The sequence below is a fragment of the Segatella copri genome (assembly GCF_015074785.1).
Classification (GTDB): Bacteria; Bacteroidota; Bacteroidia; order Bacteroidales; family Bacteroidaceae; genus Prevotella.
Genome location: NZ_CP042464.1, coordinates 3,349,019 through 3,364,933 on the forward strand (window position 1 = coordinate 3,349,019; position 15,915 = coordinate 3,364,933).

Below are 15,915 nucleotides of genomic sequence, written 5' to 3' on the forward strand. Positions count from 1 at the left end.
TTCTAATATATATTGCTCTTGAATCTTTCTTCTTGAATCTTGATGTTTGCAAAGTTTGCATGCAAACCTTGCAAACATGGCAGAAACTAAGACTTGGTACGGAGAGGGTACGGAGCAGGTACGGAGCGGGTCCTGTTAAGCTCTTGTTTGTCCATTTCCTGTAATCAACCACTTGTAGGTGGTAATCTCTTCGAGTGCCATTGGTCCGCGGGCTCCGAGCTTCTGGGTACTGATGCCAATCTCTGCGCCCAATCCGAACTGTGCGCCATCGGTGAAACTGGTTGGAGCGTTTACATAAACGCAGGCTGCATCTACCAATGCCTGGAACTTCTTCTGGGCAGTTTCATCATTGGAAACGATGCTCTCGCTGTGTCCGCTTCCGTAAGTGGCGATATGGTCGAGTGCTTCATCTTCTGAAGCTACGGTTTTGATGCCCATCTGCATGCTGAGCCATTCGGTGTTCCAGATACTCTTCACGTTAGTATCAGTTTCCTTCATCTTCGCTTCGCTTTCTTCTGCCTTATATAATAAGGTGTCTGGATAGTGTCCCTTTAAGGCTTCGTAAGCCTTGGCATCAGCATGAATCTTGGTTTGCTTCTCGGTGAGTCCTTCACAGAGGGCAGGGAGGTCGCTTAATCTGCTTTCGTGAATCAGCAGACAGTCGAGCGCATTGCATACGCTCACTCTTCGGCACTTGGCATTGGTGATGATGCGCTTACCCATCTCCAGGTCTCCATCTTTATCGAAGTAACAGTGTACCACGCCGGCTCCGGTTTCGATAACCGGAACTTTGGCAGAATCACGGACGAAGTTGATAAGCTTCTTTCCACCTCGAGGAATGCAGAGGTCGATATAGCCCACGGCATTCAGCATTTCGCCTGTAGCCTCATGGGTAGCTGGTAGAAGCGTACATACGTTTGGATTCACGCCATACTTTATCAACACCCTGTGGATAAGTTCGACACCCGCTGAGTTAGAGGCGTTTGCATCCTTTCCACCTTTCAGTACGCATGCATTTCCACTCTTGAAACAGAGAGAAAAAACATCGTAGGTAACATTAGGACGGGCCTCGTAAATCATGCCGATGACTCCGAATGGAACGGCTACTCGCTGCAGGTGCAATCCGTTACCGAGTGTCTTGTCTTTGAGAACTCTTCCGAGCGGTGAGGGCAGTGTACTGACGTGTCTCATATCCGAAGCAATATCCTGGAGTCGCTGCTCGGTGAGTTGCAATCGGTCGTAGAGCGGGTTAGCCTTGTCCATCTTAGCCAAGTCTTCTGCATTTGCCTGGAGGAGCGCAGGAGTCTCGGCGATGATGGCGTCAGCCACCGCCTGCAGGATTTCATTACGTTGTTCATCAGTTAGCAAACCAAGTGTTTTGCTAGCTGCCTTCACTTTTTGGAAAGTCTCTTTCAGTTCCATTCGCTATTTCCTTTCTTATTTTTATGATAAGATATTTTGTAATGTGTTACGAGTTTCCTCTTAACAACGGCAAAGGTAAGCATAAATATCGGAAATTGCAAACTTTATGCAAGAAAAAGTAATGATTTTATAGATAAATGGATAGTTATACGGAAAATGATATTAAAAAAGGTCAGACAGTGCCTGACCTTTTTGGTGTAGCAAAGAAGATTCAGCAGACAGTGTCTGCTGTTTTTGCTTTTTGAATTCTTCAGACACTGTCTGAAGAATTGTTAACTCTTTGAATTTCAGGTAGAACTTCTTGAAAGATACGATTTTATATCGAAAAAGCAATCTTTCTCTTCACTTTTTTCGATAAAAAGTTGCAGATAATAATTGTATTTCCAGAAGAAAGTAGTATCTCTGTATCAGAGTTTGTAGTTGTACAACTATAGTGTATAAGGTTGTACAACTATGAGGTGTAAGGTTGTACAACTATAAGGTGTGTTATTATACAACTATAAGGTGTTGTCACTATAGTCAGCAGATGTGCTGACTGCAGTCGGCAGACCTGCTGACTAGGCTCAGCAGAGCTGCTGAGCCTAGTGGCAAACTCCGAGAAGCAGTATTCTCTTACCCTAGAAACTGTCTCTGCTACCCCGAGAAACTATCTCCGTTAACCTGAGATTCAGTGTCCGTAAGCTTAAACAATCATATTCTCTTACTTAAGCAACCATATTCTCTTGCTTGTTTAAACTGCTAGGGTATCTACATATCCATCGTATAGTTGTGGAGGTATTCCCAAGCATCGTTCAAATCACGTAAAGGACGACGCTCTTTTACGAGTTTTATCTTTAATGCCTTGCAGAATGCTTTCAGAACAGATTCTGTTGCCATCTCCTCCAACTTAATATAGTTAGGACGCTTAGAGAACAAACAAGTCGTCCATTGTTACTACCGACTGAACATCCCAGGCATAAGGATTGTCGGATAATCCCATGGTCGTAATCATTGTAAGATGTACGGCTTTTTCGGTGCCAGTTTCTTGGATGAAACGCTCTCGCTTGTTTTGTAAACTCGCATCTATCGTATTAGTTATCTGAAATGGAGCCTTGGAGTATTTGATTTCACAGAGATTGATGACATCATCGCTCCTGTCTATCAGCAAGTCAATCTGTGCTCCCGGCTTATCCTTGCTCCCAGCTACACTCCAAGAATAAACCGTGGTGATAACTCCTTGAATGCCTAGCTTTGTCTTGATTTGCTCCACATGCTGTAGGCATACTCGTTCAAAAGCCAAACCGCACCACGTGTTGTACTCGGGTTTGCCGGTAATCTTGGTCCAATATTGTGCGTCATTGATATAGCTGTCCTTGATAAACTTATAATAAAATAAGGTGTAATTGTCCATTAACTGGAACAAGGCATTCTTAGCTTTCATTCCGATGCAATTATATTTTCGGATAAATCCGCAGTATTCCAAGTTCTCTAAGTATTCCGTCAACTTGCCATTGTCGGTCAACTTGGTTGCTTGTAAGATTTCTGTTCGGGTCATTCCGACTTTCTTGGTTGCCAAAGCATCTACTATCGAGAGATAAGGCTTAGGCTGTTTGAACAAAGAGTCGTATAAGTCATCAAACTCGTGACGAAGATTGCCATCTTCTGAGAAAAATAACTGGTTGATGTTCTGTGCCAGACTCATTCCCGGTTTCAGTTGAGACCAATAAAACGGAACACCTCCCATGATCATATAGCCTTCCAAAACCTGTCGGCGATTAAAGCGCAGTCCCATTTCTTCGGAATAGAGTTCGCATTCCCTTAAGCAAAACGGTTTCAGATGAATACGGACAGACACTCGGTTGTGCAATCCACCATGATTTTTAATCACCTTATTGATAATCCATGAGGTAGCACTGCCGCAAACGATGAGGAGAATATCCTTGCGGGCGGAAGCCCATCCATTCCAGAAATGTTCCAAAGCCGAAAGAAAATTGGAGCGTGGAGAATCCATCCATGGCATCTCGTCGATGAACACTACTTTCTTGGGGATAGTAGATTGTGCCAACAGTTGCCCCAACCTGTCAAAAGCATCATACCAATCTTTTAACTTCGACTGTTTCTGTTTGCTATATGATGTGAGTGAACGGTTGAACTCTGCCAATTGTATGCGATTGGTCTCATTTGCCAATCCTGTATGATAAAAGGCAAAGTCATTGTTGAAGGCCTCCCTTACCAGGAAAGTCTTTCCCACTCGTCTGCGCCCATATATGGCAACAAACTTCGACTCATCTGCAATCAATGCTTGATGAAGTGTCTTCAGTTCTTCTTTTCTACCTATTAACATAGTTCAAATAGTTATATTTCTGGGGCAAATATACGAAAAAATAGTGAGATAACGTGCGGAATCTATCTTTTTTAGATACATTCCGCACGTTTAAAGTATATTTTTAACGTTTGTTGCTATAAAAAGTAAAGAAAAGAGTATGCGGAATAGCCCAAATATGAAGCGATATCTAAGAAAATGTGCTTTAAACGTGCGGAATGTGTCTTTTTTAAGCACATTCCGCACGTTTAAAGCACATTTTCACTGTCGCAGAAATACTCGGGACTTTCATAACCTTGGTAGATGAAAGGATTTGCTAATTTCCTGTTACTTAGTTTCATACGCCATTACATCTTTAGTGTTACAACTTTTATGTAATGGCAAAGGTACAGCTATTTCTTGAATATGCAAAAGAAAATGGCAGAAAGTTGAGGTACATACTCAACTTTCTGCCATTTATGATGCAATCTTTTGATTATTTAATCTTCTTGAATGTGATAGTACTAGGATATGAGGCGTTGCCATCCAGATTGTATTTTAAAACCATAGTTGTCGAATTAATACTCTGGATGGTATAAACATCTAAAACGTTGATGCCATCTTCTTCGTATGTAGTTAATTTGTTGCCTGAGATAGTATAGGCTTCTCCGGAACACTCTATTTTCCATTTGTTTCCAGTCCAAATATACTCATTGAAAGTGCCACCTTGCTTGAATTCGAAAGAGATAGCATCATCAATGTCTATGTCCTGATCTACTTTAGCAGGCTTGTCATTTTCATCCCAGTCATAGCCTGTTACATGTGTAGGTTGCCACATTCCAATGATGTTTGTCTGGACATCTTCTGGGGAAGGCGTGTCTTCGTCATCTGAAGAACAAGCAGTGAAGGACACCATTGCAAACAAGGCGAAAAGAATCGCCAAAAGAGAAAAATGTAACTTTTTCATAAAATTTGCCCGTTATGCCGATAGCTAAGCTTTTAATGTTATTAAATTAGTTGACTGGATAGATTGCGAAGCCATCGTTCTACATAACCTACGGATACAAACACGTGGACGAAACTTGTCCAAATTGCAGCCGTAGGAAAAGCTGATTAGAACAACAAGTAACGCCCACGATATAGCGGACGTTCACTATCTGTCGTTTCTAATGCTCTTTTTGAAATTTCCTACGTTCCAATTTGCATGACCGAATAGCAAACGCTAATTTAACCATCAAAAATATGGAAGTCCTCACAATAGTGTGATTCGATTCCAACTGCAAAGATAAGGATAATTCTTGAAATAGCAAAATAAAACCCAGAAATTTAAAGGAAAAATTTTCTTTTAGACTTGCTTCTGTTCTTTTTAAGTTTGTCTGCACAGCCCTCTTGCTTATCTTTAAAAGTCAAAGGATAGTTCTATGAAGAACGTTCCTTATTCTCTTATATATTGTTGATGATGTTGTATCACAAGAGAATTGTATTCGTACGATTATTTCTTGCATGTGCAAAAGAATATAGCAGAAAGTTGGGGTCGTTCCTCAACTTTCTGCCATTTATTAGCCTATCACATTGCATAGTCGGTTGATGGCAGCATCAAAAGTGGTGAGGTCTTTGGCTCGCTTTCTGATGGCTGCCTTGTAATTATAGATAGTTTGGGTAGAATAGAACAGGAGGGTGGCCAGTTCCTGACCATCCGTAATTCCCAGTCGCATCAGTGCATAGATACGCAGTTCCTTGGTGAGACTGTTAGGGGCAGGGAGAACAATCTGCTTTTCTGGCAACAGCAGTTGGTTGAACTCTTCCACGAAATTCGGATACAAGTCAATGAATGCCTTGTCGAAGCGAATATAGAAGTTGGCTGCCTCTTCTTCTGCCAGCTTGTAGCTGTTGATGGCAGTCAGAAGATCGGCAGTTTGCTTTGCCTTGATTTTGCGGCTTACCAATTTGCGATAATCATCCAGTTTCCTGATATATACGGCACTGATGTCCATGAATAAATGCATATAGGTCTCTCTTCGCTTATTGGTGTTGAGCAGTTTCTGGTTCAGTTCGTCCAAGAGTGTATTTTGGCTTTTTATCTCCCTACGGCTCTTGGCTAGACGCTTGTTCATCTTGAACGCAAAGAAAGCCATGGCAAGGAATCCTAGCGATAGGATACTCACGATGACGAGGGATGCTGTTACGATGCGGTTCTTGCGTACTTCTGCCTGATGGTTCGTTTCTGTGATAAGGGGAAGTATGCGTGAAATCTCAACCATACGGAGACGGTTGTTGTAGAATTGGGCATCCTCCATGGAGCAATAGATGTATTTGGAAGCCCTCTTTGCATAGGAGGCATCCTTATTATATAGATAGGTGGAAAACTCCTGAAGGGCCAGATTCTCCTTCAGGGGACATATCTGGTCTGAAATGGCTGCTTCTACAATATACTTTTCGTATAAATCCTTTTGGTCGGTATCATAATAATAGCGGGCAATGCAATAAGCCGATGAGGCATGCACACGGCTGTTCAGAGGACTGGCTGAAAGTGCCTTCATGTAGAACTGAAGTGTTTTTTTGCTTGTACGCTGCTTAAGATATTCAAACTCTCCTGACAGATAGTAATAAAGAGCGGATTCCTTGTTGCCGATATGCTCAAGAGTCTTGCCTAAATATAAACGTTTCTTGGTTACCAATCCTTTTTGAAATTCCGACTTGTTACAAAAAGATTCCCAGTAGTTATATACCCAAGCCAAGGTATAATAATAGTATTGCAATAATTTAGGTGACATTTTCTCCACATCCATTGCAAGCATTAAGTCTTCTGCCTGGCTGTAGAAACCACCCGTCGATAGCACTGCCGCACGATTGATTTTATTCAGGTTGATGAAATAATCATCCTGAAGTTGTACTGCCAGCTGGTAGCCCTTCTTGGCATAGGTCATGGCAGAGTCGTAACGATAGGTATAATACTCCCTGTAGATCTGGTTATAGAGCCTAAGCTGGCTGCGCTTGTCGGAAGTTGTGTATAGTTGCTTTTTGAGTCTTAGCAGTTTCGCTTCTTTTCTTTGGGTAAACTTGCTTCGCTGAGCGATGTAACTGTCTAAACGATGGAACAGCTGTTCCTCGTTTACGGAAGAAGCATTTGCCATTAATGGCATAAACATCATTAAGAACCACAATACTACTTTCATAACTATCCTTTTAATTGTTATTGTTACTATCTGATAGGCTATTAGAGTGCCTTGTAATTGTATTTTTCTGCAAAGATACTACATTTATTTCTCTTTTTACCATCTACTCTATTAAAAAGTATTAATATCTTTGATAGCTTGATTATTAGAAGGTTATAGACTTTACAAACCTAATATTTATCTACTCATAACCTACACATGATGCCAATGTCTGAAAAATCTCCTTAACTTTGCAACCGCAATCGAATCGCATTCGGTAGCAAGTGAAATCATGTCAAACAAAGAATAAACAACTGTAGAATAATGAACTTAAGAATCCGTACATTTTCTATGGCTTTGGTAGCGATGTCAGCTGCAAGCCAAGTGTATGCACTTCCTTCTGACGATTCTGAAAACAAGGAGAAAAAGGAAGAGCGTAATGTGATGCTCAACGCATCTGATGCCAACAAGCCTCGTGAAATCCAGATAGGATTGCCAAGCGAGGATGTAACCGTATATGAGAACGGTCTTCCTGCCGTTTACTCTTCTTCCGTACACAAACTCTCTGCCCATTGGCGAAGCGATGCCTCACTGAAAGGTACCGACTTGATGACTCCATCTGAGTCTGCCATTGCTACTGGTAATATTGCGTACGCTGTTTCTTCTTTCAGCGAGTTGGGACAGAAAGAGTTCAAGGGCAAGCTTAACTATAAGGCAAACCATTTTGGTATGCAGAATGTAGATTTCAACCTGTCTGGTGGAATCGGTGACAATTGGCTTTATACTGCCAGTATGTATCAGAATTTCGATCCAGGTAGTTTCAAGCTTCGCTTTACTGATTATGCCGACCGTACCCAACTTTATCATTTCGGTATCACTCGTATCTTGAATGAAGGAAAGGGACGTGTCTCCTTATTATATAAGTATTCCAACAGCAAGAACCCTGGCAATTTTGCCAATGCCGCACCATTTATCTATTCAGGCGACGGCAGTATCAAGAAGATTGATGGCTTTGATCCGGGTAGGGACTCATACGTGCAGCGTCAAGGTTCTTTCCAATACTTGAATACAAAGTCAGGAAAGATGGAGACATGGAATATGAGCGATGGCAGTGAGAATCATGCCAACGAAATTGCCCTCATCAGCCAGTATCAGTTTGATAATGGATGGTTGTGGAAATTCAACGCCAAGTATATGGATGCTCCACGTGCCAATTATGTGGATTACGGAGGAAGTACCATCTCTCAGGTGAGCGAGGCTGATGGCTATCAGCTTTCTGATGGATCTGCCTACAGTGGCTATATAGAAGGCCGTCGCACCTGGTTGCATGTTGGTAAGGTAAGCAATGCGCTTTTGACTACCGAAATCTCTAAGCAGTTGAACAACCATAAGTTAATGATTGGTTTGAACGAGTGGTATTACCATCTCAATTACTATTCATCTTCGTTCCAGTGGGCAGGCACCGTAGAAGCTTATCCACGCACATTGAGCCAGATGTATGTCAATCCGCTTGATCCTACACAGACAGCTCATCGTTCTGAGACTTTCGGTTATAATGAGTTGAGTCCAGAATATACCAAGGGATCAGAGAACAAGTTAGCACTCTACTTTACCGACGAATGGAAGGTAACTCCTAAGTTCAAGGTGTTCTATGGTGGTAGATTGGAGTACTACCGCATGTCTGCCGAGCAGATTTCTACTCCACGTTTCTCAGGATTCCACATGGGCAACTATAATACATACGCCACAGCTGCTGATGGTTCTGTTGTTGCTACCGAGCACAGCATCGAAGCAAAGAACGTAACCAAGGATAAATTGAATTATGCAGCCACCTTGCAGTTGACGTATAACCTTACCCGCCAGTTTGGTCTGACAGCCGATGCTACCATCGCCACCCGTTTCCCACGCATCAGCGAGTATGCAGGAACAGGTCCTACCGAGGAGCAGTATAAGCGAGTAACCATCCCACTGATTCGTGGTGGTATTTTCTACAAGAATGATTGGATTGACCTTTCTTCAATGGTGACCTACATTTCAAAGTCGAACAATATCGACCAGCAGAATCTTACCAAGCCTGGTACTACAGAGGGCAAGACCGTGTTGCTCATCTATAATATCCAGACTTTGGGTTGGACAACCTCGGCAGAAATCAATCCGTTCAAGAACTTCCACATGCATGCACTCTTCACCTATCAGAAGCCGGTGTATAAGAACTATAATGCGAGCGTAACGTTCAGTGACGGTCAGTCTATGGGTGTGAATGCCAACAATATGATTGTCAAGGAGATTCCTCAGGTTCTTATCGAGTTGGACCCTAAGTATGATATCACCAAGAATCTGAATGCCTGGTTGAGCTTCCGTTACTTCGGTAAGACCTATGCCAACCTTCAGGAGGCACTCTACTTCAATGGTCACTGGGAGACTTTCGGTGGAATCAACTGGAATGTGAACAAGAAACTGAGCCTTGGCGTGAGTGTCATCAATATCTTTAACGAGAAGGGTGCCAAGGGTACCATTAGTGGCTCTGAGCTGATTACCAAGCAGGAAGCTGGCAAATATGACGGCAAGTACATGAGTGGTAGCTATCTCCGTCCGTTCACGGTGGAATTCTCTGCAGGAATCAAATTCTAAGATAATAACGAAAGTATTATAGCGTTTAATTATAACAAAGCAATCACATAAAAACCAAAGAACGATGAAAAAGGTATTTATGATTATCGCAGCGATGTGCATGACATCTATCATGGCATCTGCTCAAAAGACCATCAGGGTGTCAACCGATAAGACCGACCTCGTGATGCAGGTTTCTCCTAAGGGTCGCCTCTACCAAGTGTATCTGGGTGACAAGTTGAAGAATCCTTCTGATTACAATCAGCTGAAGTGGGATGTATATGCGGCCTCTGATGGTGCCGTCAGCCAGCGAGGTCATGAGGTTTATGCAACCTCTGGTGCTGAAGATTTCTTCGAGCCAGCAGTGGCAGTGACCCATGCAGATGGTAATATGACTACCTATTTATATTATCAGTCTTCTGAAGAAAAGGCTATCAGTGGAGGTGTTGAGACCATCATCACTCTTAAGGACAAGGTGTATCCGCTGACTGTGAAGCTCCACTATGCTGCTTATCCTAAGGAGAACGTCATCAAGGCATGGAGCGAAATCTCTCATAAGGAGAAAGCTCCGGTTACGCTTTGGAGATATAGCTCTACAATGCTTTATTTCAAGGCAAACAAGTATTTCGTTACCAATTATCATAGCGACTGGGCTAAGGAAGGACAGCCTGAAACTTGCCAGTTGACTGCTGGTAAGAAAATTGTTGATACCAAGTTGGGTACCCGTGCAGCCATGCAGGAGGAGCCTTTCTTTGAACTGGGATTCGATGAGCCAGCCAAGGAGAATGAGGGCAAGGTGATGCTTGGAACCATCGGTTGGCCTGGCAACTTCCGCTTTACCTTCGAGGTAGATAATGTGGGAGCCCTTCGTGTTATCCCTGCCATCAATCCATACGCCTCTAATTATAAGCTGAAGGCTGGTGAGACATTCACTACCCCTGAGTTTATCTTTGCCATGAGCGATAATGGTATCGGTGAGGCTTCCCGTAATTTGCACAATTGGGCTCGCCAGTATCAGGTAAACATGGGTATGGAAGATCGCCTTACGCTCTTGAATAACTGGGAGAATACCGGCTTCGACTTCAACCAGCAGAGTCTTGCTGAGTTGATGAAGGATGCCAAGGATCTGGGTGTTGATATGTTCTTGCTTGATGATGGTTGGTTTGCCAACAAGTATCCTCGTAAGGACGACCATGCAGGTCTCGGCGACTGGGAGGCTACCAAGAGCAAGCTGCCTGATGGAATACCTGGATTGGTAAGAGATGCCAAAAAGGCTGGTGTAAAGTTTGGTATTTGGATTGAGCCTGAGATGGTGAATCCTAAGAGTGAACTCTTCGAGAAGCATCCTGACTGGGTCATCATGCAGCCAAAGCGTGATACCTATTATTACCGCAACCAGCTGGTACTTGATATCAGTAATCCTAAGGTACAGGATTATGTGTTCGGCATCGTGGATCGCATCATGACGGAGAATCCGGATGTGGCTTACTTCAAGTGGGACTGCAACAGTGTGATTACCAATATCTATTCTCCATATCATAAGGAGAATCAGGGTAATTTCTATATCGATCATGTCCGTGGTATCTACAATGTGCTTACCCGTATTCATAAGAAGTATCCTAAGTTGCCGATGATGCTCTGCTCTGGCGGTGGCGGCAGAATGGATTATGAGATGCTTAAGTATTTCACTGAGTTCTGGTGTTCAGACGATACGGATCCATACGAGCGCCTCTACATCCAGTGGAGTCTGTCGAAGTTCTTCCCAGCCAAGACCATGGGTTCGCATGTAACCAATTGGAACAAGAATACCAGTGTGAAGTTCCGCACCGATGTTTGCAGTTCATGTAAGTTGGGCTTTGATATCGACCTCAAGTCACTTTCTGGTGATGACTACAAGTTTGTGCAGAATGCTGTCAAGAACTACGATAGCATGAAGCCTATGATTCTTGAGGGCGACCAGTATCGCCTGGTTTCTCCATACGAAGGCAACCATTGTGCCATTAACTATGTAAGTAAGGACAAGCAGCGTGCCGTTCTCTTTGCATACGACTTGCATCCACGCTACAAGGAGCCTCTGATGAATGTGAAGATGCAGGGATTGGATGCCGATAAGGTTTATACCGTAAAGGAGACTAATCTGATGCCTGGAAAGGAGTCTGATTTGGAGTGCAATGGCAAGCAGTACAGCGGTGACTATCTGATGAAAGTCGGCTTGAATGTATTCAGCCAGACCGATGGAACCAGCCATGTATTGGTATTAGAATAACGTATCAACTATTCATAATAAAAACAAAAAGCAGCAAAGTCTATAATAGGCTTGCTGCTTTTTTTTAGGTATCTGTATCTTTTTTCCCTAATGATTTTACTTGTTTAGCGGTCTTGCCACAAACTCAGTATGAAGGGTCTCCATCGGATGCTCCTTCAGATTGATGAGGATGTTTGGCGTATTGCCGTTGGCGATGATTACCTTGATGCCGGCATTGGCTACATCGTGGGCGGTCTTTACTTTCGATGTCATGCCGCCTCTGCCGTGACTGCTCTTGCTGGCAAGGATGTACTCACTGATGTCGCGGTCGTAATAAACCGATGGGATGATGCGGGTGGTAGGTTCGCTTGGGTCGCCATTGTAGATGCCATCCACATTACTTAATAGAATCAATGTGTCGGCATTCATCATCTTGGCAATCAAGCCAGACAACTCATCGTTATCCGTAAACATCAGCTCGGTGATGCACACGGTATCGTTCTCGTTGACGATAGGGAGCACGTTGTTTTCCAGCATCACCTGCATGCAGGCTTCCTGGTTCTTGTACTGCTCTTCGGCACCGAAATTTTCCTTCATGGTCAATACCTGACCAATCTTTATCTTATATTCACGGAAAAGGTTGTAATAGAGACCAACGAGTTTCACCTGTCCGATGGCAGAGAACAGCTGGCGTTGCTCCACGCTGTCCAAATGATGGTCAACATGCAGTTCGGCTCTTCCAGCAGCCACGGCACCAGAAGATACCAGAATCACCTCATAATCGTGTTTCCTGAGCCAGACAATCTGATCAACAATCGCCGACATTCTCGTTACATCCAGTTTTCCGTCTTCTCGGGTCAGCACGTTGCTGCCCACCTTTACTACGATTCTTTTTCCCATTTTATGCCGATATTTATTTGGAGCAAGGAATCTGTTGCTTCAAATTCCTTGCCCCTTCAATCATTATTTCTTTTTATTGTCTTTTTCTCGAATCTCTACTCTTCGAATCTTGCCGGAGATGGTCTTTGGCAATTCATCTACGAATTCGATGATGCGAGGATATTTATAAGGAGCAGTCTCATGCTTCACATGATCCTGCAGCTTCTTGACGAGGTCAGGACCCGCCATACTCTTGTATTCTTCCTTCAGTACGACGGTAGCCTTGACAACCATGCCGCGGATTGGGTCTGGCACACCGGTGATGGCGCACTCTACTACGGCAGGATGAGTCATCAGGGCATTCTCTACCTCGAAAGGACCGATACGGTAACCCGAACTCTTGATTACGTCGTCGATTCTACCCTCAAACCAGAAGTAGCCTTCCTCATCACGCCAAGCCATATCACCTGTATGATAGAAACCATCGTGCCAAACCGATTTGGTCTGCTTTTCATCGCGATAGTAATATTTGAAGAGACCGATAGGCTTGGCATCGCCGATGCGGATGCAAATCTCGCCCTTTTCACCATCCTCGCATTCCGTCATGTCTGGGCGAAGGATGTGAACATCATATTGTGGGTTTGGCTTACCCATGCTTCCTGGCTTTGGCTTGATCCAAGGGAAGGTTCCGAGTGTCATCGTGGTCTCAGTCTGTCCGAAGCCTTCGTAAATCTGAACGCCCGTCAGCTTCTGGAAGGTTTCTGCCACGGATGGGTTCATTGCCTCGCCCGCTGTGGTGCAGTATTCAAGACTGCTGAGGTCATACTTAGAGAAATCCTCCTGAATCATGAAGCGATAGATGGTAGGAGGGGCACAGAAAGAGGTGATGTGATACTTCTCAATCTGTCGCATAATCTTATCTGCCGTAAACTTCTCGTGGTCGAAAACGAAGACGGTGGCTCCGGCAAACCATTGTCCGTAGAGCTTGCCCCATACAGCCTTGCCCCAACCGGTATCGGCTACGGTAAGATGGATGGAGTTCTCATGGAGATTGTGCCAATATACACCCGTGGTCAGATGACCGAGGGCATAGAGGTGATCGTGTGCTACCATCTTTGGCTCGCCTGTGGTTCCCGATGTGAAGTACATCAGCAGGGTATCCTCGTTAGAGTTTACATGCTCCGGACGAACAAAAGGAGCACATTCGTTCCATTCCTTCATCCAGTCGTGGAAACCTTCAGGGATATCCGGACCGATACTAATCAATGTCTTGACAGTCGGACTCTCTGACATTGCCTGATTAACCTGCTCTACCACGTAATCATCGCCGCAGCAGATGATAGCCTTCACGCTTGCTGCATTGTTGCGGTAAACGATGTCGTGCTTGGTAAGCATGTGGGTAGCAGGGATGGCTACGGCACCCAATTTGTGGAGACCGAGCATGGCAAGCCACCACTGATAGTGACGCTTCAGAATCAGCATCACCTTATCATCGTGACCGATACCGAGACTCTGGAAGTAAGCAGCAGCCTTGTCGCTCTGCTCCTTCAGGTCCTTGTATGTAAAACGGATTTCTTCGCCACGTTCACTTGCCCAAAGCAGCGCCACGTGGTCTGGTTTGATCTTTGCCCATTCGTCCATCACGTCGTAGGCAAAGTTGAAATCTTCTGGTATGATAAACTCCAGATGCTCCTTGAAGTCTTGCTCTGAAGTGAATTTTGTCTGTTTTAGAAATCTCTCGATCATAGTTACTCTTCTAGATAATTATACAAAGGAACTTGGCTGGCTCATTGTTGAGTGAGCGGAAGCAATGCGACTTTCTACTGTCGAAGTAGATGCTGTCGCCAGGGTTCAGCACCATCACCTTCTCTTCGATGGTTACTTCGAGCTGTCCCTCTATCACATAATCATATTCCTGTCCGTCGTGTCCGTTCTTGTTCGGCTTCTTGTCGCCTGGCAACGGATCCACCTGTACCATGAACGGATTCACCTTTCTATCCTTGAATCCTACGGCAAGGCTCTGGTATTTATACTGGTTGTTGCGGTCTATCTCCGGTCCCTGTCCCTTGCGGGTTACGTAGTATCCCTTCATGCGAGGTTCCTCGCCGAAGAGCAATACGTCAAGGTCAATGCCGTATCGCTTAGAGATTTTTGACAGGCGATAAACAGAAGGATCCGCCTCACCGGATTCTATCTTGAGGTAATGATCAAGACTGATTTCGCACAGTTCTGCAATTTCCTCGGCAGGAATATTGAGAACCTCGCGGAGACCTTTCAGTCTTTCACCGATTTGTTTGATTGCTTCGTCCATAAAATATTCTTTTTATTGTTTGCTTTGATAATACATCGAACAGTTGCTGATGGGCAATTTCGAAATGTAAGCGCAAAGATACGAAAAATATTTAAAACGGCTCAAAAAACTTACGTTTTTATAACTCTTTGTGCTTATAAAAACGAAAATGCTGCACAAATAAAGTAATCTGTGCAGCATTCATTGTATCATTTTCTTATTTTTTTCCTGCCAATAAACCATTGATCACTGCGCTGGTAAAGCCGCCCTGTTCCATGGTATTCAAGCCCTTGATGGTGCAGCCGCCAGGAGTTGTTACTTTATCAATGGCAGCCTCTGGGTGTTCGCCTGTTTCCTGAAGCAGTTCTACGGCACCCTTGATGGTCTGCAAGACAATCTTCTGGGCATCCTTTGCCTTGAAGCCCATCTCTACGCCGCCTTCTACATTGGCTCTTACATAGCGCATGGCGTAAGCGATGGCACACGACATAGCGGTAGCTGCTGGGAAGAGACGTTCTTCCATGATGAGGCTTTCGCCCAATTCATCAAAGATTTCTGTAATCTGCTGGATTTCTGTAGCAGATGCATCTACAGGAGTGATGAAGGTCATCGACTGCTTGTAGGCGATGGCGATGTTTGGCATCACGAGGAAGAAGGTTGGGGTGATGCCATCCTTGTCCAGCCACTCCTTGATGTTGGCTGATGGCACACCGGCTGCTACCACTACGAGTTTCTGATTCTTGTAGTTGAGTGCATCCTTGATTCCCTTCAATGTCTTCTCCACGCACCATGGCTTTACTACCACGCATACGATGTCTGCGCCATGGCAAGCCAACTGGTTGTCGAGGGTTACGCTGGCTCCTTCGCTTGCGAAGTGATCCAATACTGGTTGGTTATGGTCAGATACCGTAATATCTGATGGAGTGAACTTCTCGCTCTGCAAGAGTCCTTCAGCCATGGCACCGCCCATAGCACCTGCTCCGATAATTGTTATTTTCATTGTCGTCTTATAGTTAAAATGCAATTCCGGTGC

10 protein-coding genes and 1 pseudogene are annotated in these 15,915 nt (G+C 44.2%); 2 read left to right on the top strand and 9 right to left on the bottom strand.

Translation table 11 applies throughout. The features are described 5' to 3' along the window. Positions 1–135 precede the first annotated feature (135 nt). From FO447_RS13755 to FO447_RS13770, 5 genes are all read right to left on the bottom strand, one after another. Positions 136–1,422, bottom strand: a complete 1,287-nt coding sequence (locus FO447_RS13755) for a glutamate-5-semialdehyde dehydrogenase (protein ID WP_117728012.1) — start codon at positions 1,420–1,422, stop codon at positions 136–138. A gap of 747 nt (positions 1,423–2,169) precedes the next feature. Continuing rightward, positions 2,170–2,298: a hypothetical protein gene (locus FO447_RS16220; protein WP_259297404.1), complete on the bottom strand. Its 129-nt coding sequence runs from the start codon at positions 2,296–2,298 to the stop codon at positions 2,170–2,172. Positions 2,299–2,326: 28 nt separating this feature from the next. After that, entirely contained in the window at positions 2,327–3,745 is a 1,419-nt protein-coding gene (locus tag FO447_RS13760; protein ID WP_117728013.1) for an AAA family ATPase, read from the bottom strand. A 454-nt stretch (positions 3,746–4,199) separates the two neighbouring features. Further along, entirely contained in the window at positions 4,200–4,670 is a 471-nt protein-coding gene (locus tag FO447_RS13765) for a lipocalin family protein (RefSeq protein WP_117728014.1), read from the bottom strand. A 592-nt stretch (positions 4,671–5,262) separates the two neighbouring features. Next, complete coding sequence (locus FO447_RS13770) at positions 5,263–6,879, bottom strand: DUF6377 domain-containing protein (protein WP_200756866.1); 1,617 nt, start codon at positions 6,877–6,879, stop codon at positions 5,263–5,265. A gap of 330 nt (positions 6,880–7,209) precedes the next feature. Here FO447_RS13770 and FO447_RS13775 point away from each other — a divergent pair, with 330 nt between their 5' ends. Together FO447_RS13775 and FO447_RS13780 are read left to right on the top strand one after the other, a co-directional pair. Next, on the top strand, positions 7,210–9,489 hold the full coding sequence (locus FO447_RS13775; protein ID WP_200758598.1) for a TonB-dependent receptor: 2,280 nt from the start codon (positions 7,210–7,212) through the stop codon (positions 9,487–9,489). Between the two features lie 64 nt (positions 9,490–9,553). Next, complete coding sequence (locus FO447_RS13780) at positions 9,554–11,734, top strand: alpha-galactosidase (RefSeq protein ID WP_200756868.1); 2,181 nt, start codon at positions 9,554–9,556, stop codon at positions 11,732–11,734. Between the two features lie 108 nt (positions 11,735–11,842). Here FO447_RS13780 and proB read toward each other — a convergent pair. From proB to FO447_RS13800, 4 genes and pseudogenes are all read right to left on the bottom strand, one after another. Continuing rightward, a pseudogene (gene proB / locus FO447_RS13785) lies at positions 11,843–12,613 on the bottom strand (glutamate 5-kinase); the annotation flags it as partial. 63 nt (positions 12,614–12,676) lie between these two features. Further along, entirely contained in the window at positions 12,677–14,338 is a 1,662-nt protein-coding gene (locus tag FO447_RS13790; protein ID WP_200756870.1) for an AMP-binding protein, read from the bottom strand. A gap of 10 nt (positions 14,339–14,348) precedes the next feature. After that, on the bottom strand, positions 14,349–14,903 hold the full coding sequence (locus FO447_RS13795; protein WP_006847542.1) for a helix-turn-helix domain-containing protein: 555 nt from the start codon (positions 14,901–14,903) through the stop codon (positions 14,349–14,351). Between the two features lie 196 nt (positions 14,904–15,099). Then, the gene (locus FO447_RS13800) at positions 15,100–15,882 is read right to left on the bottom strand and encodes a pyrroline-5-carboxylate reductase family protein (RefSeq protein WP_118139350.1); all 783 of its coding nucleotides are present in this window, start codon (positions 15,880–15,882) and stop codon (positions 15,100–15,102) included. Between the last annotated feature and the right edge of the window lie 33 nt (positions 15,883–15,915).

Coding starts and splice junctions, on each gene's coding strand:
- FO447_RS13760 (WP_117728013.1), bottom strand. CDS start 3,745: ATGTTAATAGGTAGAAAAGAAGAACTGAAGACACTTCATCAAGCATTG.
- FO447_RS13770 (WP_200756866.1), bottom strand. CDS start 6,879: ATGAAAGTAGTATTGTGGTTCTTAATGATGTTTATGCCATTAATGGCA.
- FO447_RS13795 (WP_006847542.1), bottom strand. CDS start 14,903: ATGGACGAAGCAATCAAACAAATCGGTGAAAGACTGAAAGGTCTCCGC.
- FO447_RS13800 (WP_118139350.1), bottom strand. CDS start 15,882: ATGAAAATAACAATTATCGGAGCAGGTGCTATGGGCGGTGCCATGGCT.
- FO447_RS13755 (WP_117728012.1), bottom strand. CDS start 1,422: ATGGAACTGAAAGAGACTTTCCAAAAAGTGAAGGCAGCTAGCAAAACA.
- FO447_RS13780 (WP_200756868.1), top strand. CDS start 9,554: ATGAAAAAGGTATTTATGATTATCGCAGCGATGTGCATGACATCTATC.
- FO447_RS13765 (WP_117728014.1), bottom strand. CDS start 4,670: ATGAAAAAGTTACATTTTTCTCTTTTGGCGATTCTTTTCGCCTTGTTT.
- FO447_RS16220 (WP_259297404.1), bottom strand. CDS start 2,298: ATGGCAACAGAATCTGTTCTGAAAGCATTCTGCAAGGCATTAAAGATA.
- FO447_RS13790 (WP_200756870.1), bottom strand. CDS start 14,338: ATGATCGAGAGATTTCTAAAACAGACAAAATTCACTTCAGAGCAAGAC.
- FO447_RS13775 (WP_200758598.1), top strand. CDS start 7,210: ATGGCTTTGGTAGCGATGTCAGCTGCAAGCCAAGTGTATGCACTTCCT.